We start from the raw sequence: 24,735 nt of genomic DNA on the forward strand, positions 1-24,735 counted from the left end.
GGGGACGATCCGGGTGTGTCCCCGCAGAGCTTTGCAAGGCCCCGGCCCACCAATCTGGAAGAAGTCGCCATGCAAAGCTCGAGGAGACACTCCCGGAGTGGCCCCTGACCCCACCCACGCACGTGCACCGCCAGGGGCGCGGGGAACTGCGCGAGCAACCACGGCGAACCGTCAGACGGCGACGGCGGGCAAGGGGCTGGACGAGCCCCGCAGGGGGCGCGGGGAACTGCGCGACAAGCTACGGCGAACCGTGGGGATGGCGACGGCGCCGAGGGGGCTGGACGAGCCCCGCAGGGGCGTGGGGTGCCCCCAACGCGACAAGCCACGGCGGACCGTGGGGCGGCGACGGCGCCGAGGGGGCTGGAGGAGACCCGGAAAGGCCCGTAAGGGCTACGGCGCGAGCCAGAGGTGGTGGGTGGCGTAGGTGGACCACGGGCGCCAGCCCTCAACCGGCGAACCCTCGGCAACGCCGAACGCCTCGGCAACGCCGAGCACGTCGGGATCGCCCAGCGCCCGCATGCGAATCGCCGCCGCCGCGCCGGCGCTCACGCCGTGCACCGTCACCAGCCGCCGCTCCGCGGCGTCCCGGTCCGCCCCGGGATCGACGCGCACCTCGCCCGACGCCAGTGCCGCGGCCAGCGCGCGCGTCGCGTCCCAACGTTCCGGTGGAACTCCCGGTAGGGAGACGTCCGCCGCCGCGACGTCCCGCGAACGCGGGAAGAGGTGGGTGAGCCCACCCGCGCGCTCCGCGAGGTCCTCGCCGAGCGCTGCGACGACCGCGCCGCTCCATTCCCGCGCTCGCGCCGGAACCCCGTCGCCCAGGACTTCCAGCAGCGCGAGCTCTTCGGGATCGGCCGCGCCGGGCGCCCGCAGGCCCGGTCGCGCCGCGACCCGAGCGGCCAACCGCGGGTCGGCGCCGAGTCGTTCCGCGACCGCGTACGGGTCGGCGTCGAGGTCGAAGAGACGCCGGACGCGCTGCGTGGCGGTGGTCAGGTCGCGCAGGTCGCCCAGGTGCAGGCGGCAGTCGAGCCAGCCGCCGGTTCCGGGCCGTTCCGCGACCTCGGCCACCGCGGGGGCGTGCGGGAGTCGCAGGGTGCGCCGGTAGGTCCGCGTTCCGGGTTCTCCGGCCACTTCTTCGACGCCCGGCACCACCCGCGCGGCCAGGAAGTCGAAGACCTGCGCGCTGTCGTACGGTCCCCGGTACGCCAGTCGCAGCGGCACGCCGGACGGTGGCGGGGTGCGGGAGCCGGGCGCGGGCACGGTCCGGCCGGGGCGCGCCGCGCGCAACTGCGTGGGCGTGGCCGCGTAGATCTCGCGGATCGTCTCGTTGAACTGGCGTACGCTCGCGAAACCGGAGGCGAACGCCACCTCCGCGGCCTGCATGGACGTGGTCTGCAGCAGCACCCGGGCGGTGTGGCCGCGTTGCGCACGGGCCAGCGCGATCGGCCCGGCGCCCAGTTCCGAGGTGAGTTGCCGCTGCACCTGGCGTGCGCTGTAGCCGAGGCGGGAGGCGAGCCCCGCGACACCTTCGCGGTCGACCACGCCGTCACCGATGAGCCGCACCGCGCGGCCGACGACATCCGCCCGCACGTTCCAGTCCGCCGACCCCGGCACCGCGTCGGGCCGGCACCTCCGGCAGGCCCGGAAGCCCGCGCCCTGGGCGGCCGCGGCCGTGGGGAAGAACGACACGTTGACGCGCTTCGGGGTGACCGCCGGGCAGCTCGGCCGGCAGTAGATGCCGGTGGTGGAGACCGCGAAGAAGAACGCGCCGTCGAAGCGCGCGTCGCGGCTGCGCACCGCCTCGTACCTGCTGTCCTCCGTCATCATGCGTCCAGTATGTCCCCGGCGCTCGTCCTCTTCTGGCGGATTTCAGACACCCAGTCCGGCGCGAGAGCCGTGATCCGGCTCCGCCGCCTCACCAGCGCCCTGCCGGTGCGTAAGGCGGTGAACGTACGCGGAACGGCGACCGACTCCCGCCCGGGGCCCGTCCGGCTCATCGGCGTCGGCAGGAAGTCCCGGCCGACCCGGCCCGGAGCCTGCGACCGCGCACCTCCGCCCGGCCGGCCCGCTCCCGCTTGCCCGGCGTCGCCCCCAGCCTCCGTGGCCGCACGGCTCGGAGCCCGCGGACGGTCGGCTCCAGCGAATGCCGGCCTGCGGTAGGGGCCCCGGGGCCCGCGACCCAGGTTCCCCGGTCCGGCTCAAGCCCCGGGCGCGTTCCGGGCGTTCGGCCCGGCTCCTCGGCACCGGGTCCTGCCCCCGGGGGTAGGACCCGGCTAGCGGGGGCGAACCGTGCGCGGCCCCGCGCACTCCGCTCCGGACGCGGCCACGCGCCCGCGCAGCTCGCGGTCCGCGGTGATGACGAGGCAGGGGCGGTCGGGGGAGTCGGTGCGGCTCGTGGTGGCGAGGGCGGTGATCAGGTCGTCGCCCGCGGCGGGGGCCGACTCGACCCGGACGCCGGGGACGGGGGAGACGCCGCGGGCCGCGCCCTCCACGACCAGGACGATGTCCAGGGGCGTACCGACGGCCCACGGCGGGGCGCCGGCGCCCGCCCGGAGGCCGGCCGCGGCGAGCGGCACGAGCGCGTCCCGCAGGCGTTCCGCGGCGCCGTGACGGTCGCGCCACCAGCCGTCCGGCACCGAGCCGACGACGTTCGCACCGTCCACGATCAGCAACGGCCGGTCCGCCACGCCGCCTCCACTCGCCGCCGTCCGGGCGCGCCCTGCCGCGCCGCCCGGTCCGCCGACGGCAAGTCTGCCGGACCGGCGCGTGCGGCGCGCCGCCGGGACGTGCGGCCCCGCTCCTCGGAGGACCGTTCCTCGCCCCTGGCTTTGCAACGTTAGAAGACCCATCGGCCCGTCGACAAGAGGAACGAGCCGAACCCGTGCGCCGCCTGCCGCAGCGTCAGAGATCGCTCCCTGCCAGGCGCGGCGTGCTCGATGGCAAGTTCCGCGCAAGGTATGGACATGCCTGCCGAGCCGTGCTGTCATGCCGGTTGGCATCATTCGTTACAACGTTGGAATGGCGTTCGAGGCGCCCAGGAGGCCACCCCCCATGCCCCTGAACCGCAGGCACTTCGTCGGCACCGCGGTCACCGCTGCGGCCGCCGGCGCACTTCCCCTGTCCCTTGCCGGTCCGGCCCAGGCCGCGGCCGCGGGCGGCCGCGGGGTGACTCGCGCGACGGCCGCGCCCCGGGTCGCTCCGGCCGCCGGCGGGCTGTACACGCCCAACGCCGCGCCCCTGGCGCCGACCGCGTTCCTGCGCCTGCCCCCCGGCGCGGTCACCGCCCGCGGCTGGCTCGACGGCGAGCTGCGCCGTCAACTGGCGGGCCTGTGCGGCCAGTACGCGTCCCTTTCGCACTTCCTGGTGATGGCCAACACCGGCTGGGTGCACCCGGACCAGGTCGGCTGGGAGGAGGTGCCCTACTGGCTGCGCGGCTATGTCGACCTGGCCGTGCTCACCCAGGACGCGACCGCGCTGGCCGCCGTGCGCGGCTGGGTCGACGCGATCGTCGCCACCCAGCAGTCCGACGGCTTCTTCGGGCCCACCGCGCTGCGTACCTCCCTGGGCGGCGGCCCCGACTTCTGGCCGTACCTGCCGCTGACCTGGGCGCTGCGCAACTGGCAGGAGTACAGCGGCGACTCGCGCATCCTGCCGATGCTCACGAACTTCCTGCGCTACATGAACGCGCAGGGCCCCGGCGCCTTCAACCAGAGCTGGGTGTCCGTGCGCTGGGGCGACGGCCTGGACACCGTCTACTGGGTCTACAACCGCACCGGCCAGTCGTTCCTGCTGGACCTCGCCGACAAGATCCACGCCAACGGTGCCAACTGGGTCAACAACCTGCCCACCCTGCACAACGTGAACGTCGCGCAGGGCTTCCGTGAGCCCGCCCAGTACGCGCTGCGCTCGCCGTCCAGCACGCTCACGCAGGCGGCCTACCACAACTACACGTCCGTGATGTCAGGTTACGGGCAGTTCCCGGGCGGGGGCTTCGCGGGCGACGAGAACGCGAGGCCCGGCTTCGGCGACCCCCGGCAGGGGTTCGAGACGTGCGGCATCGTCGAGTTCATGGCCAGCCACCAGATGCTGACCCGGATCACCGGCGACCCGGTGTGGGCCGACCGCTGCGAGGACCTGGCCTTCAACTCGCTGCCGGCCGCGCTGGATCCGGACGGCAGGTCGGTGCACTACATCACCAGTGCCAACAGCGTCGACCTGGACGACACGGTCAAGTCGCAGGGGCAGTTCCAGAACGGCTTCGCGATGCAGGCGTACATGCCCGGCGTCGACCAGTACCGCTGCTGCCCGCACAACTACGGCATGGGCTGGCCCTACTTCACCGAGGAGCTGTGGCTCGCCACCCCGGGCAACGGGCTGGCCGCCGCGATGTACGCGCCGAGCACGGTGACGGCGGCGGTCGGGGACGGCACGAAGGTCACGGTCACCGAGACCACCGACTACCCCTTCGACGACACGGTGACGCTCACCGTGAACGCCCCGAACTCCGTGGCCTTCCCGCTGCTGCTGCGCGTCCCCGGCTGGTGCACGGCGCCGACGCTGACCGTCAACGGCCAAGCGGTGAGCGCCTCACCGGGTCCCGCCTTCGTCACGCTCAACCGCACCTGGCACGACGGCGACACGGTCGTCCTGCACCTGCCGCAGAACATCGCGCTGCGTACCTGGCCGGGCAACAACGGGGCGACCGCGGTCGACCGGGGGCCGCTGACCTACGCGCTGTCGATCGGCGAGAACTACGTCCAGTACGCCGGCACGGCGCAGTTCCCCGAGTACGACGTGCACGCGACGACGCCGTGGAACTACGGGCTGGCACCCAACGACGGCACCTGGACGTTCCACAGGAGCAGCGGGCCGCTCGCCGCGAACCCCTTCACCCACGACGGCACGCCGTTCAGCATCTCCGCGCCCGCCCGGCAGATCGCCGAGTGGCAGCCGGACGGCCAGCACGTGGTCAGCCCGCTGCAGGCCGCCCCGGCGCTGAGCACCGCCGCCGTGCAGAGCGTCACCCTGATCCCCATGGGCGCGGCCCGCCTGCGCATATCGGCCTTCCCGACGGCGAGCACCACCGGCCACCGCTGGATCCGCACCCTGGACTACCTCAAGCTCCGCAACAAGAACTCGGGCAAGCTCATGGGTGTGGACGGGATGTCGACGGCGAACAGCGCCCACGTGGTGCAGTTCGACGACAACGGCACCAACGACCACCTGTGGCAGTTCATCCCGAACGGCGACGGCTGGTACCGGATCCGCAACCTCAACTCCCTGAAGGTGCTGGGCGTGGACCTGATGTCGACCGCGAACAGCGCGCAGGTCGTGCAGTTCGACGACAACGGGACCGCCGACCACCTCTGGCAGCTCGTGGACAACGGCGACGGCTGGTACCGGATCCGCAACAAGAACTCCGGCAAGGTGCTGGGTGTGGACCTGATGTCGACCGCGAACAGCGCGCCCGTCGTGCAGTTCGACGACAACGGCACGGCCGACCACCTCTGGCAGCCGGTCTGACGGGTCGCCCGGACGCCGACACGGGCGGCCGGGCGGCGGCACGACTCCGCGGGCGGGGCGAGTGGGCGCGCACCGTCCGCGGCAGAGGGCGCGGTGGCGGGAACCTGACGGCTTCAGCAGGTTCCCGCCGCCGCGCCCACACCATGTCCGGGCCCCTCGGCCGGCGGACCCGGGCGGTTCGGTGCCTCAGGAGGTCAGGGCCGCCCGGGTGCACGGGCCGTACACCCCGCGCGGATCGCAGGTCAGCCCGCGGTCCTGCTGGGCCTGCGCCACCCCGCGCTCGGTGGGCCCGTCGTAGACGCCGGTCTGCGACACGTAGGTGAACCCCTGCGCGAACAGCAGCTGCTGGAGCCGCGTCACATCGGGCCCGCTGTCTCCGGGGCGCAGCGTGCGCGGGACGGTCGTGCCCGGTGCCGAGGGCCGGGCCGGCGCCGTGTCCACCGGGGTGGCGGCGGTGGACGCCGGGCGCGAGGCGGGCTGCGGTGCCAGCGGTGCGGCGGCCGTGCGGCGAGGGGCGCCGGCCGTGGCGGAGGGACGTTTCCGCACCGGCGTCGTCGTGCGCGGCAGGGGCAGCGGCGTGTAGCTCGGCGCGGGCAGCGGCCGGTACGCGTCGGGTGCGGCGGTGGACGCGGGCCACACCACCCAGGCCAGCAGCGTCGCCAGCGCCACCCCGGCGATCGCCAACCCGCCGTACAGCAGCGGCCGTTCGGGCCAGGACCGGGCGTCGGCGGGACCCCGTGCACGGTGCGACGCCGCGGCGGCGGGCTCGGCCGGGAACACCACCTCGATGACGTCCGGTGGATCCCCACCGGAGCCGCGGGGTGCCCTGACGACACCGCCGCCGTCCGGTGTCCCCGCGTCCTGCCGCGTCTCTCTCACCGCTGTCCCGCTCCCACCCGCGTCGGCCCCGTGCGTCCGCCGCCTTCCGTCCTACCACCGGGGCGGCGGCCACCTGCGACCATCGCCGTTCGGCCGCCAACAGGGCGCCGGAGAGGGCAGACTGGCGCGTTCGGCCCTCACGGGCCGCCAACCCGTGCTCCTGGCGGCACACGTGACGAGGCGTCACCGAATGCCGTGCCGCCGAGAGGGTCAGTACAGCGGGGGCTGCGGCGGCACGGGCGAAGGCGTCGGCGACGGCGGAACGGGGTCCGGTGCGGGGCCGGGCGGCATGGGCTCCGGGCCCGGCGGGGACGGCGGGATCGGGTCCGGCGACGGCCCGGGCACCGGGCGCGGCTCGGGCGCGGGGACCGGGCCGGGGCCGGGCGAGGGCTCGCCCGGCGGGCCCGGGGGAGTGGGGGTGGGGAACGGCTCGGTCATGGCGACCTCCCGGTGAACGGCTGTCCCGCGGGGCGGCGGCTGCGAGCCGCCGCCCCGCGGCTGGACGCCCCCACACGTACCCGATGACGGCCGCGCCATGCAGTCCGGCGCCGCGCGCCCCGGCGCGCGCTCCCGTGCGAGTGAACCCGCGGCCCCGCGGCAACCGCACCCCGCCGCGACCCAGTCCCCCGGATCAGCAGCCACATCGCGACGCGTAAGGAGCCGGCCGTGACCGAAGAGTGGGATCCCCGGCGGACGCTCAGCCTGGTGCACGTACTGATCACCGCGGGCGACGAGGCCAGCGCGTACCGGATCTTCGACGCGCTGGTGGACCGCTTCCCCGGGATCGACGCGCCCAGCCCGCGGCCGCCCGCCCGGCCCGGGACCGTGGTGCTGGCGGTGCTGGCGCCGACCCTGGACGCGGTGCCGGCGCAGCGCCGTCGTCACCCGAACGGGGCAGTCGAGCGCCCGTGAAGCGCCGTTCCGGCCGGTGCCGCCCAACCTGCCGTGAAATGGGGGGAGTTGGCAGGGCACGTCGGCCGGCGGCCGGGCCGGGAGCCGGCCGGGCGCTCGCCGGGCGCCGGGCGGGGACGCAGGCGGGGGCGTTGGATACGCTCAGTGCCGGTCATCCCACGAGCGGTCACCGGACCGCCCCGGCACGCGGAGCACACCATGCGTGCAGCACGCATATCCGCCGCCGTCCTTCTCGCCGTCCCCGTCCTGGCCGTGACCGTGCCGGCCGCGGCCGGCGACTCCGTCACCGCACCGGGAGAGCTGGGCGGCCCGGTCGCCTCCTTCGGTTTCACCGTCACCCCCAGCACCGTCGCGCCCGGCGACACCGTGACCCTGCGGGCCACCGGCTGTGCCGCCCCGGCCACGGCCGCCGCCTCCGACCTCTTCGCCACCGTCCCCCTCGGCGTGCACCAGGGTCACGGCCAGTCGGCGCAGGTCACCGTCCGCAGCGACGCCCGGCCCGGTGTCCGGTACGACGTGGCGTTCACCTGCGGGACGGAGGAGGGCAGCACCCCGCTCACCATCGGCCCCCGCGCGGCGGTCAGCCCCTCGCCCGCCCCGCGCGCCGCCGCGCACACCGGCCTCGGCGGGGCCGTCTCCGGTCCTGGCGCCGTCGAGGTCGCCCTCGGCGCGGCCCTGGTCGGCGCCGCCGGCGTCCTCATCTTCCGCCGCGCCCGCACCCCGCACCGCTGAAATTCGAGCGGGCGGCGGCCCGGCACCCGGCGGTGCGCCGGGACCGGACGCCCGCAGCCCCGGAACGCGGCCCGCCGCGTCCGGCGTCCGGCGGACGGGTGGCTTCCGGCGACTGCGGCGATAATGGCAGGGATGCGGACGAAACGTGGCAGAAGGGTCCAGGCCTCCCGTCCTGCGGGCCGCTGCGACGGCCCCGGCGCCGGGTGCCGGACCGGAGCGCGTGCATGACCGCGCCGAGGCGGCAGGCGCCCGGCGGCTACGACCCCCGTGTCGGGCCACCCGCGTCGCGCCGCCGTGTTCCGCCGCCGGAGATCGGCCCCGGGGAGCGGCTGGCCATCAACGGCATGGGCAGCTTCGACTGGGACCTCGACCAGGGCACCTTCGACCTCGACGAGATCGGCCTCGAGGTCTTCGACCTGCGCCCCGAGGAGTTCGACGGGCGCCCGGACTCGCTGGTCATGCGGGTGACGCCCGAGGAGGGCGCCCGGCTGGACATCGCGCTGCGCAAGGCGCTGCACTCCGGCCACCGCAGCTACGGCGGGTACTTCCAGGTCACCCGGCGGGACGGGGTCAAGCAGTGGACCCACACCCAGGGCACGATCCTGCGCGACGAGGCGGGCACCGCACGCCGCGTCGTCGGCATCGTCCGTGACGCCACCGAGGAACTGGAGCAGACCCCCGGCATTCCGGGGTCCGCCGAGTCCGCGGAGCCGGGCGCCGAGGCGGACCCGGCCGGTGCGGGGCCCGGGACCCGCGGCGCCCGGCCGAGCCTGTCCGCCTACGTCCGCCGCACCACGGACGCCCTGTCCCACACGGTCACCGTGGACGACGTGTGCGCGGTGCTCGCCGGCGCCGGCGCGCTGGACCGGTTCGGCGCCGACGGACTCGTGCTGGCCCTGGCCGAGGGCGGCGCGCTGCGCATCGGCGCGGTCGGCGGCGAACCCGTGGTGGCCTTCGACGAGTTGTAGGTCCGCCGCCTCGACACGTCGCTGCCGCTGTCGCAGGTCGTCATGAGCGGGCGGCCCCGGTTCGCCACGTCCCTGACCGAACTGGCCCGCCGCTTCCCGCTGTTGCGCCCTTTCGTCGACCGGGTCCAGGTGGACGCGGCCGCGTTCCTGCCGCTCGTCGCACAGGCGCGGACGATCGGCGCGCTCGGCCTGTTCTTCCGCGGCCGCGACCGGTTCACCCGCGAGGAACGCGAGACGTACATGGCGCTGGCGGGAGTGCTGGCGCAGGCGCTGCAGCGGGCCATCCTCTTCGACCAGGAACGGGAGTTCGCCACCGGGCTCCAGGAGTCGATGCTGCCGCGGCACATCCCCCGGTTCGAGGGCGCCGAGATCGCCGTCCGCTACCACAGCGCCTGGAGCGGGCGCGAGGTCGGCGGGGACTGGTACGACGTGGTGGCCCTGCCGCAGGACCGGGTGGGCCTGGTCATCGGCGACGTCCAGGGCCACGACACCCACGCGGCCGCCGTGATGGGCCAGTTGCGCATCGCCCTGCGCGCCTACGCCGCCGAGGGCCACCCGCCGTCGACGGTGCTGGCCCGCGGCTCGCGCTTCCTCGCCGAACTGGACACCGAGCGCTTCGCGACCTGTGCCTACGCCGAGGTGGACCTCGCGGCCGGCACCGTGCGCACCGCCCGCGCCGGGCACCTGGGCCCGCTGGTCCGGCACACCGACGGCCGCACCGGCTGGCCGAACGTCCGCGGCGGCATGCCGCTGGGCCTGGCCACCGTCATGGACCTCCACGAGTTCCCCGAGGCGCGCATCGACCTGGTGCCCGGCGAGACGCTGGTGTTCTGCACCGACGGGCTGGTGGAGGAGCGCGGCCTCGACATCACGATCGGCATGCAGGCGCTCGCCGAGGCGGTCCACCACGGGCCGGACCGTGCCGAGGACCTGGCCGACCATCTCGCCGAGGCGCTGTGGGAACGCTGGGGCTCCAACGACGACGTGGCGCTGCTGATCCTGCGCCGCGCCCCCGACCCCGGGACCACGCACGCGCCGCGCGTCCACCAGTACGTGCACCAGGCCGACCCCGAGGGACTCGCCGACGCGCGCGCCGCCCTGCGCCAGGCACTGTCCGGCTGGGGCCTGGCGGCCCTCGCCGACGACGTCGAACTGGCGGCCGGCGAGCTGCTGGTCAACGTGCTGCTGCACACCGAGGGCGGTGCGGTCCTCACCCTGGAGGTACTGCCCGAACCGGTCCGGCGGGTGCGCCTGTCGGTGCAGGACCGGTCCAGCGTGTGGCCGCGCCGCCGGTCGCCCGGCGAGGCGGCCACCTCAGGCCGCGGGCTGCTGATGATCGAGGCGCTCGCCACCCGGTGGGGCGTGGAGCCGCGGGGCGACGGGAAGGCCGTGTGGTGCGAGTTCACCCCGGCCGACACGGACGCCGCGCCCGCGGCGGACACCCTGACGCCGGTGATCAGCTGACGTTGATCGCGGTGTCGTCGACGACGAAGGACGTCTGGAGCTTGGAGCCCTCCACGCCGGTGAACTTCAGCGTCACCGTCTGCCCGGCGTACGCGCTCAGGTCCGCGGTGTGCTGCGCGTACCCCGAGTTGGCGTTGACGTTGGAGTACGACCCGACCGTGCCGAGTACCGTGCCCGAGGAGTTGAGCACCTGGACCTTCAGCGTGTCGTACGCCGTCGAGCCGGTCTCCGCGGTGTCGATGTGCAGCCAGTAGGACAGCGTCGCCGCGCAGCCCGCCGGGATCGTCACGGACTGGGACACGGTGTCCGTGGTGGCCGTGCCGTAGCCGTCGAGCCACGCCTTGTACGAACCGCCGTGCGCCGCCTCGCCGGTGTCGTTGGTGATGACGCCGGTGGACGCCGACCACGAGGTGTTGCCCGACTCGAACCCGGGGTTGAGCAGCAGCTGCTTCGGCGTGCACGTGCCGCCGGTCGGCGGGGTGGTGGGCGGCGTGGTCGGGGGAGTCGTCGTCCCCGAGCCGCTGCCGGCCAGCCAGGCGGTCGCGTTGAGGGCGAGCGCCGCGTCCGTGCCCGCCGGGTCGTCCCAGCCGTTGTACAGCGTGTTGCCGGACTGCCCGGTGCCGTCGTCGACCGGCGAACTGTCGCCCCAGATCGCGACCTTGCCGCTGCCGAACGTGCTGGTGACGAAGAACGCGCCGGTGTTGCCCGAGTAACCCGTCCGGTACAGGAGCCCCTTGACGTTGGGGTTGTCGGCGGGATTGAGCGTGAAGGTGGTGCCGTCACGCAGGATGCTGCCGGTCACCGTGCCGAACGGGCCGTGCAGCACCGGGTCCGAACTGTCGCTGATCGCCCGCGGGTTGTCGGTGCTGACGTCGAGCAGGTCGACGGAGAACCCGAACGGGTCGGTGGAGTCGACCGTGTTGTTGGTCAGCAGGTCGTTGATCACGCACGGCGAGTCGCAACCGTCGTTGTTGCGGTCGCTGTTGTTGTGGTCGGAGATCAGGAACAGGCCGCCGCCGTTGTGCACGAACGTCATCACCGCGGTCTTCTCCGCGGCGGTGAGCTTGATGTTCGGCTCGTCGACGACGAACGTGTCGAAGTTGCTCAGGTCCTGCGGGTTCGACGTGTCGCCGTACGTGATGGTCCTGCCCGACGGCAGCGTGTTCAGCGCGTAGCCGCCGGCCTTCTGCAGGGCCACGCCCCACGCGGACAGGGCGCCGGTCCAGTCCGTCTCGGTGCTCGGCGACGGGTTCTGGGCGAGCGGGTCGGGCTGGCTGGTGCTGATGATCCAGTCCGCGTTGCCCGCGGTCTCGGCCTTGGTGTTGTCGAACAGTACGCGGTGGGTGGTCGCCGCGGCCGGCGCGGCACTGCCGGCCGGGGCGGCCTGGGCGTTGCCCGCGGCGACTCCGGCGGCCGCCAGGCCGATGGTGCCGGCGGCGGCGAGGGCGGCGATCAGCATGCGGCGGGGGGAACGTGGTCCAGGCATCCGTCAACCTCCAGGTGGGGGTGGGGGAGTGATGAGGCGGGATGTGCGGGGACATGGGGGGGATGGGTGACGCGACGTGACGTGCGGGACGAGTCTGCGCGCGTAGAATATGACATGTATGTGCCAGGAGTTAAGGGGGGATGAACGGTTCCGGTCGGGGACCGCCCGCCGCACACGCCCCCCGGACACCGTCGAAGGGCCGCCGCCGGCGCCCCGAGCCTGCCACCCGCAGTCGTGCCGTGTGCGCCGAGCGGGTGCCCCGGCAGGTCCGGCGGGCGCGCGGCCTCGCGGCGGCAGGCGGCGGGGAGCAGGATGGACCGGGGTGCGGGAGCCGCCGTGCCGCCCGGACGCCCGGGCGTGTCGCGCGGGGCCGGGCGCCCTGCCGGCCCGGAGGGGCCGGTCCGGCCTGTCACCCGCCGCCAAGGCATCCGCCCGAGGAGGAGCAGCATGCCCATCGCCACCGTGAACCCCGCGACCGGGGAGACCGTCAGGACGTTCGAACCCCTGGGCGCCGACGGCATCGAGGAGCGCGTCGCCCGGGCCGACCGCACCTTCCGCAGCTACCGGGCCACCGACTTCGCCTCCCGCGCCGCCCTCCTCGCCTCGACCGCGGACCTGCTGGACAAGGAGCGCGAGGACATCGCGCGCACCATGACGCTGGAGATGGGCAAGACCCTGGCCTCCGCGCGCGCCGAGGCGGCCAAGTGCGCCAAGGCGATGCGCTGGTACGCGGCCAACGGCGAGCGGCTGCTGGCCGACGAGCACCCCGCGGACGCCGACGTCCAGGACAGCGGCGCCCACCGCGCGCTGGTGCGCTACCGCCCGCTCGGCGTGGTCCTGGCCGTGATGCCCTGGAACTTCCCGCTCTGGCAGGTCGTCAGGTTCGCCGCCCCCGCGCTGATGGCCGGCAACACGGGCCTGCTCAAGCACGCGTCCAACGTCCCGCAGACCGCCCTGTACCTGGGCGGCCTCTTCCACCGGGCCGGTTTCCCCGAGGGCTGCTTCCAGACCCTGCTGATCGGGTCCGGCGCGGTCGAGTCGGTGCTGCGCGATCCGCGGGTCGCCGCGGCCACGCTCACCGGCAGCGAGGGTGCGGGGCGCTCGATCGCGTCCGTGGCCGGCGACGAGATCAAGCCGACGGTGCTCGAACTCGGCGGCAGCGACCCGTTCGTGGTGATGCCCTCGGCGGCCGGCGAGCTGGACCACGCGGTGGCCACCGCGGTGACGGCCCGCGTGCAGAACAACGGCCAGTCGTGCATCGCGGCCAAGCGCTTCATCGTCCACGAGGACGTCTACGACGCCTTCACGCAGCGCTTCGCCCGCGCCATGGAGGCGCTCGTGGTCGGCGACCCCATGGAGGAGTCCACCGACGTCGGCCCGCTGTCCACCGAGCAGGGCAGGGCCGACCTGGAGGAGCTGGTCGACGACGCGCTCGCCCGGGGCGCGCAGGCGCTGTGCGGGGCGCGGCGGCCCGAGGGGCGGACGGCCGGCTGGTTCTACACACCCACGGTCCTCGCCGGTGTGACGCCGGAGATGCGCATCCACCGCGAGGAGGCCTTCGGCCCGGTCGCCACCGTGTACCGGGTACGCGATCTGGACGCCGCGGTCGAGGTCGCCAACGACTCCCCGTTCGGGCTGAGTTCCAATGTCTGGACGCGCGACGAGGACGAGCAGCGCAGGTTCGCCGCCGACCTCGCGGCGGGCGGCGTGTACTTCAACGGCATGACGGCCTCGCATCCCGCGTTCCCGTTCGGCGGCGTCAAGCGCTCCGGGTACGGCCGTGAGCTGTCCGGCCACGGGATCCGTGCGTTCTGCAACGTGACGACCCTCTGGTACGGCCGCTGACGCGCGCCGGGGACGACGACGGCGGGCACGCGGCCGGCGGCCCGCCGCGGGCCCACGTGAGGTGAAGGTGTGAACCCGCCTCGCAGCGCCGCGCCGACGCGCGTCGCGGAGCCCTGCCGAACCTAGGCTGACCGCAGCGAAGAGCCGGGACCTGCGACGCCCGGGCCGTAAGATCGCCGAGAGCGGGAAAGGGCACGGGATGCCCGACGTACCAGAACCCATGGTCAAGCTGGTCCGGTGGAGTACCGAACCGGCCGCCGTCCAGATCCTGCGATCCACCGCCGCCGCGGTCATCTCCTATGTCGTCGCCGTCTGGCTCACGCCCCAGCCCGCCCCGCTCACGGCGCCGCTGACCGCCCTCCTGGTGGTCCAGGTCACCCTCTACTCCACCCTCACCACCGGCATCCGCCGGGTGAACTCCGTGGTGATCGGCGTGCTCATCGCCATCGGATTCAGCGCCCTGGTGGGCCTGACCTGGTGGAGTCTCGGCCTGATCATCTTCACCTCGCTGCTGATCGGCCGCGTGGTGCCGGTCGGCGAGTTCGAGGTCGAGGTCGCGATCAGCGCGATGCTCGTGCTCGGGGTGACCCAGGTCGCCAGCCACGCCTGGGACCGGGTGCTGGAGACACTGATCGGCGCCGCGGTCGGCCTGCTCTTCAACCTCCTGCTCGCACCCCCGGTGTGGGTGCAGTCGGCCGGCGGCTCCATCGAGGCGCTGTCACGCCGGATGGCCCGGCTGTTCCGCGACATGGCGGGCGAGGTGGGCGGACACCTGAGCGTCGAACGCGCCGCCGACCGGCTGCACGAGGCCCGTCGCGTCGACCACGCGATCGTCGAGGTGGACGCCTCACTGCGCCAGGCCGAGGACAGCCTGCGCTGGAACCCCCGGGTGCGCGAGGGCCTGCTGTCCCGGATCGTGCTGCGCACCGGCCTCGACACCCTGGAGATCTGCGCCGTGGTGATGCGGGTGCTGTCCCGCACCCTGACGGACCTGGCCAAGCACCGCACCGAGGAGGAGCTGTTCCCCCCGGAGACCGCGCAGGCCCTGGAGGAACTGCTCGATCATGTCGCCAACGCCATCGAGAACTTCGCCGTGCTGATCACCACGCAGGTCGCGGCCAGCGCCGACGCGGCGGAGGAGCGGCTGTCGCAGGCCCTCGCCGACAGCGCGGTCGCCCGTGACCGCACGGCGGACCTGCTGCTGCACGGCGTGCAGCAGCACCCCCGGCAGTGGCAGCTGCACGGCGCGCTGCTGGCCGAGGTGGACCGGATCCTGGACGAACTGGCCGTGGAGAAGCGCTCCGAGCGCCTGGTGGAGGAGCTGGACCGCAACTCCTCCGAGGCCAGCGAGCGGCACCCGCGGCTGCAGCTGATCAAACGCCGGCTCGGCAGCAGCACCGTGGTCCAGCGGACCTCCGCCCCGGTGCGGGCCGCCTTCCGCGGCCTGTCCGACGACGACGACTGATTCCGGACCACTGATTCCGCACCACTGATTCCGCACCGCGCCGTCCCCGGCGGCGCCCACCCGGGGCGACTGCATCCGATCTGCCGGCCCGTCACCGCCGGCGCCCGCCCCGGGCCGCGGGCCGGCGGGTGCCCCGCCGCGGCCGGTTCCAGCTGAGCGCGCCCGGAACGCCCCGCCCCACCGCGGGGTTCGGGCCGGCCCGCTCCCCGTGCTCCGCCAACTCCCTTGGCCCGCCTGCGAATCGGTGCTGTCACAAGCATAGACGGCACCGTAGCGCGTCTGTAACACTGCGCCAACACGCACGCAAAATCTGAGCAGATCGACGACGGATCTGCATGGAACTGCGCAACTTACCCAGGTGAACCTGCACGTTTCGAATTGTCAAAGCACTGCGCCTCTAGATCGCCTCATCCTCCTGACCCCACGACATCGAGGGACGCCATGAGATCCACGCGCTCCATCCCGCGCCTGATAGCGGGGGTGATCGCGACCAGCCTGCTGTTCCTCGGCGGGCAGGTCGTCCCCGCGGCGGCGGCGGGAGGCCAGAAAGCGGATGCCGTCAAGCCCGCGTCGGCCAGCTCCGCCGACTCCGGCCACTCGGCCGCCGCGCTCAACGACGGCGACCAGAACTCCTACTGGCAGAGCAGCACCGGCTCGCTGCCGCAGTGGGCCCAGATCGACCTGGGCGCCACGACCCGCATCGACCAGGTGCGCCTGAAGGTGCCGGCCTCCTGGAAGGCCCGCACCGAGACCCTGGCGATCCAGGCCGGTGGCGACGGCACCAGCTTCGACACCGTGGTCGGCGCGAAGTCCTACACCTTCGCACCCTCCGCCGACAACACGGTGACGGTCTCCTTCCCGGCCACCCACGCGCGTTACGTGCGGGCCGAGGTGACCGGCAACTCGGCCGCGAAGACCGCCCAGCTGTCCGAGATGACGGTGCGCGCGGCGGCCGCCTCGACCGTCAACCTGGCCGCGGGCAAGCCGACCGCCGAGTCCGGGCACGCCGACGTCTACCCCTCGGGCAACGCGGTCGACGGCAACGCCAGCACCTACTGGGAGAGCACCAACAACGCCTTCCCGCAGTGGTTGCGCGTCGACCTCGGCAGCGCGGTGGCCGTCAACCAGGTGGTGCTGAAGCTGCCGCCGTCCACGTCGTGGGCGACCCGGACCGAGACCCTGGCGGTCCAGGGCAGCACCGACGGTTCGACCTTCTCCGACCTCGTGGCCTCGGCCGGGTACACCTTCGACCCGTCCACCGGCAACACGGTCACCATCAACTTCAACCAGGCGACCACCCGGTACGTGCGGCTGAACGTCACGGCCAACACCGGCTGGCCGGCCGGCCAGATCTCCGAGTTCGAGGTCTACGGCCCCACCACCGGTGACACGCAGGCGCCGACCGCGCCGTCCAACCTGGCGTACACCCAGCCGGCCTCCGGCCAGATCAAGCTGACCTGGTCCGCGGCCACCGACAACGTCGGCGTCACCGGCTACGACATCTACGCCAACAACGTCCTGCGCACCTCGGTCGCCGGCACCGTGCTGACCTACACCGACAACCAGGCCGACACCGCGACCGTCACCTACTTCGTCAAGGCCAAGGACGCGGCGGGCAACCAGTCGCCGGCCAGCAACAGCGTCACCCGCACGGGCAGTTCGGGCGACACGCAGGCGCCGACCGCGCCCTCGAACCTGTCCTTCACCCAGCCCGGATCCGGCCAGGTCAAGCTGACCTGGTCCGCGGCCAGCGACAACGTCGGCGTCACGGGCTACGAGGTCTTCGCCAACGGCACGCAGGTCGGCACCACCGCCGGCTCCGTGCTGACCTACACCGACAGCCAGCCGGACAGCGCGACGGTGTCCTACTTCGTGCGGGCCAAGGACGCGGCCGGCAACGAGTCCGGCAACAGCAACACCGTGACCCGGACCGGCACCACGCCCACGGGCACCAACCAGGCGCTGGGCAAGCCGATCACCGCTTCCTCCACCGTGCAGAACTTCGTGGCCGCCAACGCCGACGACGGCGACGTGACCACGTACTGGGAGGGCACCGGCACCAGCACGCTCACCGTCCAGATGGGCAGCAACGTCGACACCAGCTCGGTGGTCGTCAAGCTCAACCCGGACCCGGCCTGGGGCGCCCGCACGCAGACCATCGAGGTCCAGGGGCGTGAGCAGAGCGCGAGCGGCTTCACCCAGCTGGTGGCACCCAAGAGCTATGCGTTCGACCCGGCCTCCGGCAACTCGGTGACCATCCCGGTCACCGCGCGGGTCGCCGACGTGCGGCTGGTGTTCTCCGCCAACTCCGGCGCGGGCGGCGGCCAGGCGGCCGAACTCCAGGTGATCGGCGTGCCCGGGCCCAACCCGGACCTGACGGTCAGCAGCCTGACCACCACGCCCGCGGCTCCCGTGGAGACCGACCCGATCACGGTGAACGCCACCGTGAAGAACATCGGCACCAGCGCCGCCGGCGCCACCGACGTCAACTTCTACCTGGGCACCACCAAGGTCGGCACCGCCACGGTCGGCGCCCTCGCGGCCGGCGCCAGCACCAACGTCACGGCGAGCATCGGCGCCAAGGACGCGGCCACCTACCAGCTCACCGCCAAGGTCGACGAGGCCAACGCGGTGATCGAGCAGAACGAGACCAACAACACCACGACCGCCTCGCTGACGGTCAAGCCGGTCGACACCTCCGACCTGGTCGCCTCCCCGGTGGCCTGGTCGCCGGGCAACCCGTCGGCCGGGCAGAACGTCGCCTTCAGCGTCGCGCTGAAGAACCAGGGCACGGTCGCCTCGGCCGCCGGCGCCCACGGCATCACCCTGACCGTGCTGGACGCCACCACCGGCAGCGTCGTCAAGACGCTCACCGGTTCCTACAGCGGCAGCATCGCGCCGGGCGCCACCACCGCCCCGGTCGGCCTCGGCAGCTGGACCGCGGTCAACGGCAAGTACACCGTGAAGACGGTGATCGCCGTGGACGGCAACGAGGTGGCCACCAAGCAGGCCAACAACACCACCAGCCAGCCGTTCTTCGTGGGTCGCGGCGCCAACATGCCGTACGACTCCTACGAGGCCGAGGACGGCGTGCTCGGCGGCGGCGCCACGGTGCTCGGCCCCAACCGCACCATCGGCGACCCGGCCGGCGAGGCGTCCGGCCGCAAGGCCGTGCACCTGGCGGCCAACGGCGACAAGGTCAGCTTCACCACCCGCTCCAGCACCAACACCCTGGTCGTCCGCTTCAACATCCCGGACGGCCCGGACACCACGCTGGACGTCTACGTGGACGGCACCTTCCTCAAGGCGATCCCGCTCAGCGCCAAGTACGCGTGGCTGTACGGCGACGAGACCAGCCCGAGTAACTCGCCCGGCTCCGGTGCCCCGCGGCACATCTACGACGAGGCGAACCTGCTGCTCGGGACGACCGTCGCGGCCGGCCACACCATCACGCTGCAGAAGGACGCGGCCAACTCCGCGGCCTACTACAACATCGACTACATCAACACCGAGCAGGTCACGGCGATCCCGAACCCGGACCCGACCAAGTACGTGGTCCCGGCCGGCTTCACCCAGCAGGACGTGCAGAACGCCCTGGACGCCGCGCGCCAGGACACCACCAAGCTCGGCGTCTACCTGCCCGCCGGCGACTACCAGACGGCGAACAAGTTCACCGTCTACCTGCGCCCGATCAAGGTGATCGGCGCCGGCCCGTGGTTCACCCGGTTCTTCACCCCGCAGGGCCAGGAGAACACCGACGGCGGCTTCAGCGTGCAGTCGACCGCCAACGGTTCGACGTTCAGCGGGTTCGGCTTCTTCGGCAACTACACCAGCCGCATCGACGGCCCCGGCAAGGTCTTCGACCTCAACGGGGTGGCGAACCTGACGGTCGACAACATCTGGATCGAGCACACCATCTGCGCGGTGTGGGCGACCAACGTCGACAACTCCACGTTCACCAACATGCGCATCCGCGACACCTTCGCGGACGGCATCAACCTCACCAACGGCAGCACCGGCAACCAGATCAGCAACGACGAGGCCCGGACCACCGGCGACGACAGCTTCGCGCTGTTCCCCGCCATCGACAACAACAACCAGCAGGAGACTGGCAACACCTTCCAGAACCTGACCGTGCAGACCACCTGGCGGGCCGCCGGCCTCGCGGTCTACGGCGGTGGCGGCAACACCTTCAGCAACCTGTACATCGCCGACACGCTCACCTACGCCGGCATCACCGTCGGATCGCTCCAGTTCGGCGGGATCCCGGCGCTCGGCTTCGAGTCCTCGCCCCAGACGACCTTCTCCAACATCTCGCTGGTCAGGGACGGCGGCCACTTCTGGGGCGGGCAGACGTTCCCGGGCCTGTGGATCTATTCCGCGGAGTTCAAGCTCCAGGGCCTGCGGATCAGCAACGTCGACATCTCCAGCCCGACCTACTCCGGGATCATGTTCCAGACCAAGTGGAACGGCTCCACCTCGCTCAACCCGATCCAGGACACGGTCTTCAGCACCATCAGCGTCACCGGCGCCCACAAGAGCGGCGACGCCTACGACGCCAAGTCCGGTTTCGGACTGTGGGCCAACCCGCAGCCCGAATCGGGCCAGGGGCCGGCGGTCGGCTCCGTGACCTTCAACGGGCTGCAGGAGAGTGACAACGCGGTCGACATCCAGAACACCACGTCGACCTTCACCATCACCGTGAACAACTAGCACCACCGGAACGGCCAGAAGAACCCGGCCGGACGGCGCATCACCCCGCTCCCGCGGGTATCGGTGTGGGTGATCCTTCGATCACCCACACCGAGCCATATCCGGGAGACCCGATGAACACCGCGGAACTGCTCGCCGACGCCTTCGGCCGGATCCAGGAGGACGTGCACGGCGCCGTCGAGGGGCTGACCCCCGCCGAACTCGCCGAGCAGGTCGAACCCGGCGCGAACACCGTGGCCTGGCTCGTCTGGCACCTCGCCAGGGTGCAGGACGACCACGTGGCCGGTGTCACCGGCAGTGAGCAGGTGTGGACCGCCGGCGGCTGGCAGGAGCGCTTCGGCCTGCCGTTCCGCGCCGCGGCCACCGGCTACGGCAACACCTCCCACCAGGTCGCGCAGGTCACCGTCGACGACCCCGCCCTGCTCACCGGCTACTACGACGCCGTGCACGCGGCCACCCTGGCCTACGTCGCGACGTTGCGCGACGCCGACCTGGACCGGATCGTGGACGAGCGCTGGGACCCGCCGGTGACCCTCGGAGTGCGGCTGGTCAGCGTCGTCAACGACGACACCCAGCACGCCGGGCAGGCCGCCTTCGTACGCGGGGTGCTGATGCGCCGCCGTTGAGAACGCGCCCCCCGCACGCCCGGCGCGCCCCTGTGCCCGGCTGCCGGGGGACGGTCCCGATGCTAGAGTTACTTAGCCTAAGTTAAGTAACTGCCTCGGGTGGGGAGCACCGGCCACATGGCGACTGAAGAAGACGCGGCGACACGAATACAGCGGAGGACACCGCGTTTCTCCGCCGACCACCCCCGCTACAAGTGGGTGGCGCTGTCCAACACCACGCTCGGCATGCTCATCGCCACGATCAACTCCTCGATCGTGCTGATCTCCCTGCCGGCCATCTTCAACGGCATCGGACTCGACCCCCTGCAGCCCGGCAACGTCAGCTACCTGCTGTGGATGCTGATGGGCTACATGCTGGTCACCGCGGTGCTCGTGGTGACCCTCGGCCGACTCGGCGACATCCTCGGCCGGGTGAAGATCTACAACCTGGGGTTCCTGATCTTCACGATCACCTCGGTGATCCTGTCCGTCGACCCCCTGCACGGCGGAGGCGGCGCGCTCTGGCTGATCGGCTGGCGCGTCGCCCAGGCCGTCGGCGGCTCGATGCTGATGGCCAACTCGGCCGCCATCATCACCGACGCCTTCCCGGCGCGGCAGCGCGGCATGGCGCTCGGCGTCAACATGGTCGCCGGTATCGCCGGCTCGTTCATCGGACTGGTCCTCGGCGGCCTGCTCGCCGAGTGGAACTGGCGCTCCATCTTCTGGGTGAACGTGCCCATCGGCCTCATCGGCACCGTCTGGGCCTACCGCTCCCTGCACGACACCGGAGTGCGCCGCCCCGCCCGGATGGACTGGTGGGGCAACATCACCTTCGCCGTCGGCCTCACCGCACTCCTCGCCGGCATCACCTACGGCATCCAGCCGTACGGCGGCCACACCATGGGGTGGACCAACCCCTGGGTGCTCGCCGGGCTCATCGGCGGCGTCGCCATGCTCGTCGTCTTCTGCCTGATCGAGTCGCGGGTCGCCGAGCCGATGTTCCCGCTCAAGCTGTTCCGCAACGCCTCGTTCGCCGGCGGCAACGCGGCCACCCTGCTCGGCTCGATCGCCCGCGGCGGCCTCCAGTTCATGCTGATCATCTGGCTGCAGGGCATCTGGCTCCCGCTGCACGGCTACGACTACGCCGACACCCCGCTGTGGGCCGGCATCTACCTGTTGCCGCTCACCGTCGGCTTCCTGGCCGCCGGGCCCGTCGCCGGCGCCCTGTCCGACCGGTACGGCGCACGCCTCTTCGCGGCCGCCGGCTTCGTGGTGATGGCCGGGTCCTTCGCCGGACTGCTGCTGATCCCCACCGACTTCAGCTACTGGGTGTTCGCCGTCGTGGTCTTCCTCAACGGCCTGGGCGGCGGCCTGTTCGCCGCGCCCAACACGTCGATCATCATGGCCAGCGTGCCGCCGGAGTCCCGCGGCGCCGCGTCCGGCATGCGCGCCACCTTCCAGAACGCCGGCATGGTGCTGTCCATCGGCGTGTTCTTCTCCCTCATGGTGGCCGGCCTCGCCGGATCGCTGCCCGGCACACTCAGCTCGGGCCTCACCGCCCAGGGCGTGCCCGCCGCCAACGCCCACCAGATCGCCCAACTGCCCCCCGTCGGAACGCTGTTCGCCGCGTTCCTGGGCTACAACCCGATCCAGCAGTTGCTCGGCCCCGACCTGCTCGCCAAGCTCCCCGCCGCCAACGCCCACAACCTGACCGGCCGCGAGTTCTTCCCGCACCTGATCTCCGGGCCGTTCCACGACGGCCTGGTCGTGGTGTTCACCCTCGCGATCGTGATGTCCTTGGTCGCGGCCGCGGCATCGCTGATCCGCACCCGCCCCTCCCGCGCCGCGCGGGAGGACTGACCACACACGATCCGACGAGGGGGCGCCCCGCCATGACACCGACCGACGGGGGCGGGGCGCCCCCGCAGCCGCCCGTGCCGCCGTCGTCCGCGGTGGCCAGGCTGCGGCTGATCATCGCCCGGCTGTACCGCCAGATGGCCCAGGCGTCCGGCGACGACCTCAACCTGACGTACGCGCAACTGTCCGCGCTGGCCCGGGTGCAGGAGTACGGCCCGCTGCGGCTGGGGGAACTGGCCGCACGCGAACAGGTCGCCGCTCCCACCCTGACCCGCACCCTCCGGCCGCTGTCCGCCGCCGGCCTGCTGGCCAAGGAGGCCGACCCCTCCGACGGCCGGTCGCTGCTGGTCAGCGTCACCGCCGAGGGCGCCGAACTGCTGACCACCATCCGCCGGGAGCGCTCCGAGCTGCTGGCCCGGCGCATGTCCCGGCTCACCGCCGAGCAGACCGCCACCCTCATGGCCGCGCTGCCCGTCCTCGAACTGCTCCTGACCGAACCCGAGCCGCGGCGCGCCCCGACGCCGGGGGAGGAGCACGCCGGCCGGGAGCCGGAGCCGGGCCCCGCGGCCGGCACCGAGCCGGCGGACCGGACGGAGCGCAGCGGGGGGCGCTGACCGCCCCGGCGGGAACGCGGACAGGACGGAATCCGGACAGGACGGAATCCGGGCAGGACGGAATCCGGGCCGGACGGAGGACGTTGGACCCGCACCCGGCCGGCGCCTCAGGGCGCGGACTTCTCGCGGCCCCTCGGGCCCGGCTCCAGCGGTGGCGCGGAGAACCCGCAGTGCGCGAGGCACTCCGGCCGCGCGGCCTCCGGCTCGCCCTCCTCCTGCTTCAGCGCCTGGGCCGGCACCAGGGTGAACGCCAGCAGTGCGGCCAGCCCGCACAGGGCCGCGCAGATCACCATCGACTTGGTGAACGCCGAGTCCAGCTGGTGCGGCCGCCGGTACGCCTCGCCGGACAGGCCCACGACCAACGGCAGCGCCGCCACGATGAGCAACTGGGCCACGCGGGCCGCCGCGTTGTTGACGCCGCTGGCGATACCGGCGTGGTCGACGTCCACCGACGCCAGCACCGTCGCCGTCAGGGGCGCCACGCACATGCTCATGCCCAGGCCCTGGACGAACACCCCGGGCAGCACGTCCGTCAGGTACGACGACGAACCGGGCGAGATGCGGGTGAGCAGCAGCAGCCCGCAGGCGGTCAGCAGCGGGCCCACCGTCAGCAGCGGCCGGGGCCCGATCCTCTGCGCCAGGGCGCCGGCGGGCGCCGACAGCAGCAGCAACAGCACCGTCAGCGGCAGCGTCGCCAGGCCCGCCCGCACCGCGCTGTAGCCCCCGGACACCTGCAACTGCGTCGGCAGCAGGAAGAACACCCCGCCGATCGCCGCGTACAGACACAGCGTCACCACGTTCATCGAGGTGAACAGCCGCGAGGAGAACACCGACAGCGGCAGCATCGGGTTCGGGCGGCGCTGCTCGGTGCGGATGAACGCGACCCCGCACGCCAGGCCCACGACCGCCGACACCACGACGGGCAGCCAGGTGCCGCTCCCCGACGCCTCGATCAGCGCGTACGTGATCCCCGCGAGACACAGCGCGGCCAGCGCCGCGCCCGTCACGTCGAAGCTGCCCGAGGCGTTGCGGTCCCGGCTCTCCGGGACGTGCCGCACCGCGATCGCCACGACCACCGCCGCCAGCGGCAGGTTGATGAAGAAGATCCACCGCCAGCCCGGACCGTCGACCAGGTAGCCGCCGAGGAACGGGCCGATCGCACCCGCGACACCGCCCAGTCCGGACCACGCGCCCACCGCCTTCGCCCGGTCCTCCGGCCGGAACGAGGACTGCACCAGCGCCAGCGAACCCGGCGTCAGCAGTGCCCCGCCGACACCCTGCAGAGCCCGGAAGGTGATGAGGGTGCCGGTGTCCTGCGCGAGCCCGCAGGCCGTGGAGGCCAGCGCGAACCAGACCACGCCGATCGTGAACACGCGGCGCCGCCCGTAGCGGTCGCCGAGACCGCCGCCCAGCAGGATCAGGCCGGCCAGCGTCAGCAGGTAGCCGTTGACCGTCCACTGCAACGAGGCCAGCGAGGCGCCGAGATCCTCACCCAGCTTGGGCAGCGCGATGTTGACGACCGTGCCGTCCAGCATGGCCATCCCGGAGCCGAGGACCGAACAGGCCAGGACCCACCGGCCGGCGGCCGAAGCCAGCGGGATGCCCTCCGACGATTCCGGCGGCCCCGCGGCGGTGCTGGTCATCGCTAGCTTCTCCCTACCGGCGGTCACGC

Annotated in this window: 14 protein-coding genes and 1 pseudogene; 10 read left to right on the forward strand and 5 right to left on the reverse strand. The window is 72.9% G+C overall.

The annotated features are described in order from the left end of the window. Positions 1-390: 390 nt before the first annotated feature. The gene (locus BMW99_RS35810) at positions 391-1,824 is read right to left on the reverse strand and encodes a bifunctional transcriptional activator/DNA repair enzyme AdaA (protein ID WP_075018249.1); all 1,434 of its coding nucleotides are present in this window, start codon (positions 1,822-1,824) and stop codon (positions 391-393) included. Between the two features lie 449 nt (positions 1,825-2,273). Continuing rightward, positions 2,274-2,687, reverse strand: coding sequence for an NTP pyrophosphohydrolase (locus tag BMW99_RS35815; protein WP_069462364.1), 414 nt, complete (start codon positions 2,685-2,687; stop codon positions 2,274-2,276). 364 nt (positions 2,688-3,051) lie between these two features. On the opposite strand from BMW99_RS35815, the gene BMW99_RS35820 reads away from it, so the two are divergent. Further along, on the forward strand, positions 3,052-5,523 hold the full coding sequence (locus tag BMW99_RS35820; RefSeq protein WP_075018250.1) for a beta-L-arabinofuranosidase domain-containing protein: 2,472 nt from the start codon (positions 3,052-3,054) through the stop codon (positions 5,521-5,523). Between the two features lie 186 nt (positions 5,524-5,709). Here the strand turns inward: BMW99_RS35820 and BMW99_RS35825 are convergent, their stop codons facing one another. Next, positions 5,710-6,402 carry a peptidoglycan-binding domain-containing protein gene (locus BMW99_RS35825; protein ID WP_079176297.1) on the reverse strand — a complete coding sequence of 231 codons (693 nt, stop codon included), beginning with the start codon at positions 6,400-6,402 and terminating at the stop codon, positions 5,710-5,712. A gap of 666 nt (positions 6,403-7,068) precedes the next feature. On the opposite strand from BMW99_RS35825, the gene BMW99_RS35830 reads away from it, so the two are divergent. The 3 genes and pseudogenes from BMW99_RS35830 to BMW99_RS35840 all read left to right on the forward strand — a co-directional run bounded on the left by BMW99_RS35830 (position 7,069) and on the right by BMW99_RS35840 (position 10,478). After that, positions 7,069-7,314, forward strand: a complete 246-nt coding sequence (locus BMW99_RS35830) for a hypothetical protein (protein ID WP_075018252.1) — start codon at positions 7,069-7,071, stop codon at positions 7,312-7,314. Between the two features lie 198 nt (positions 7,315-7,512). After that, positions 7,513-8,046, forward strand: coding sequence for a hypothetical protein (locus BMW99_RS35835; RefSeq protein WP_075018253.1), 534 nt, complete (start codon positions 7,513-7,515; stop codon positions 8,044-8,046). A gap of 224 nt (positions 8,047-8,270) precedes the next feature. Next, positions 8,271-10,478 (forward strand): annotated as a pseudogene (locus BMW99_RS35840) (SpoIIE family protein phosphatase). On the opposite strand, the gene BMW99_RS35845 reads toward BMW99_RS35840, so the two are convergent. Continuing rightward, on the reverse strand, positions 10,471-11,964 hold the full coding sequence (locus tag BMW99_RS35845; RefSeq protein WP_075018254.1) for a hydrolase: 1,494 nt from the start codon (positions 11,962-11,964) through the stop codon (positions 10,471-10,473). The pseudogene BMW99_RS35840 and the gene BMW99_RS35845 overlap by 8 nt on opposite strands. A gap of 447 nt (positions 11,965-12,411) precedes the next feature. Between BMW99_RS35845 and BMW99_RS35850 the strand changes: the two genes are divergently transcribed. The 6 genes from BMW99_RS35850 (at position 12,412) to BMW99_RS35875 (ending at position 23,063) form a co-directional block, all read left to right on the forward strand. Beyond that, positions 12,412-13,809 (forward strand): NADP-dependent succinic semialdehyde dehydrogenase, encoded by a 1,398-nt coding sequence (locus BMW99_RS35850; RefSeq protein WP_069462799.1) that lies wholly within the window; start codon positions 12,412-12,414, stop codon positions 13,807-13,809. Positions 13,810-14,008: 199 nt separating this feature from the next. Beyond that, complete coding sequence (locus BMW99_RS35855) at positions 14,009-15,274, forward strand: aromatic acid exporter family protein (RefSeq protein ID WP_069462798.1); 1,266 nt, start codon at positions 14,009-14,011, stop codon at positions 15,272-15,274. A 441-nt stretch (positions 15,275-15,715) separates the two neighbouring features. Further along, positions 15,716-19,987: a discoidin domain-containing protein gene (locus BMW99_RS35860; protein WP_075018255.1), complete on the forward strand. Its 4,272-nt coding sequence runs from the start codon at positions 15,716-15,718 to the stop codon at positions 19,985-19,987. Positions 19,988-20,100: 113 nt separating this feature from the next. Beyond that, positions 20,101-20,613 carry a mycothiol transferase gene (locus BMW99_RS35865; RefSeq protein WP_069462797.1) on the forward strand — a complete coding sequence of 171 codons (513 nt, stop codon included), beginning with the start codon at positions 20,101-20,103 and terminating at the stop codon, positions 20,611-20,613. 117 nt (positions 20,614-20,730) lie between these two features. After that, positions 20,731-22,452 carry an MFS transporter gene (locus BMW99_RS35870; protein ID WP_079176298.1) on the forward strand — a complete coding sequence of 574 codons (1,722 nt, stop codon included), beginning with the start codon at positions 20,731-20,733 and terminating at the stop codon, positions 22,450-22,452. A gap of 32 nt (positions 22,453-22,484) precedes the next feature. After that, the gene (locus BMW99_RS35875; protein WP_075018256.1) at positions 22,485-23,063 is read left to right on the forward strand and encodes a MarR family winged helix-turn-helix transcriptional regulator; all 579 of its coding nucleotides are present in this window, start codon (positions 22,485-22,487) and stop codon (positions 23,061-23,063) included. A 107-nt stretch (positions 23,064-23,170) separates the two neighbouring features. On the opposite strand, the gene BMW99_RS35880 is transcribed toward BMW99_RS35875, so the two are convergent. Beyond that, positions 23,171-24,706: a DHA2 family efflux MFS transporter permease subunit gene (locus tag BMW99_RS35880; RefSeq protein WP_069465396.1), complete on the reverse strand. Its 1,536-nt coding sequence runs from the start codon at positions 24,704-24,706 to the stop codon at positions 23,171-23,173. Between the last annotated feature and the right edge of the window lie 29 nt (positions 24,707-24,735).

Origin of the sequence: Actinacidiphila rubida (assembly GCF_900110255.1) — a bacterium.
In the GTDB taxonomy this organism is placed as follows: domain Bacteria; phylum Actinomycetota; class Actinomycetes; order Streptomycetales; family Streptomycetaceae; genus Actinacidiphila; species Actinacidiphila rubida.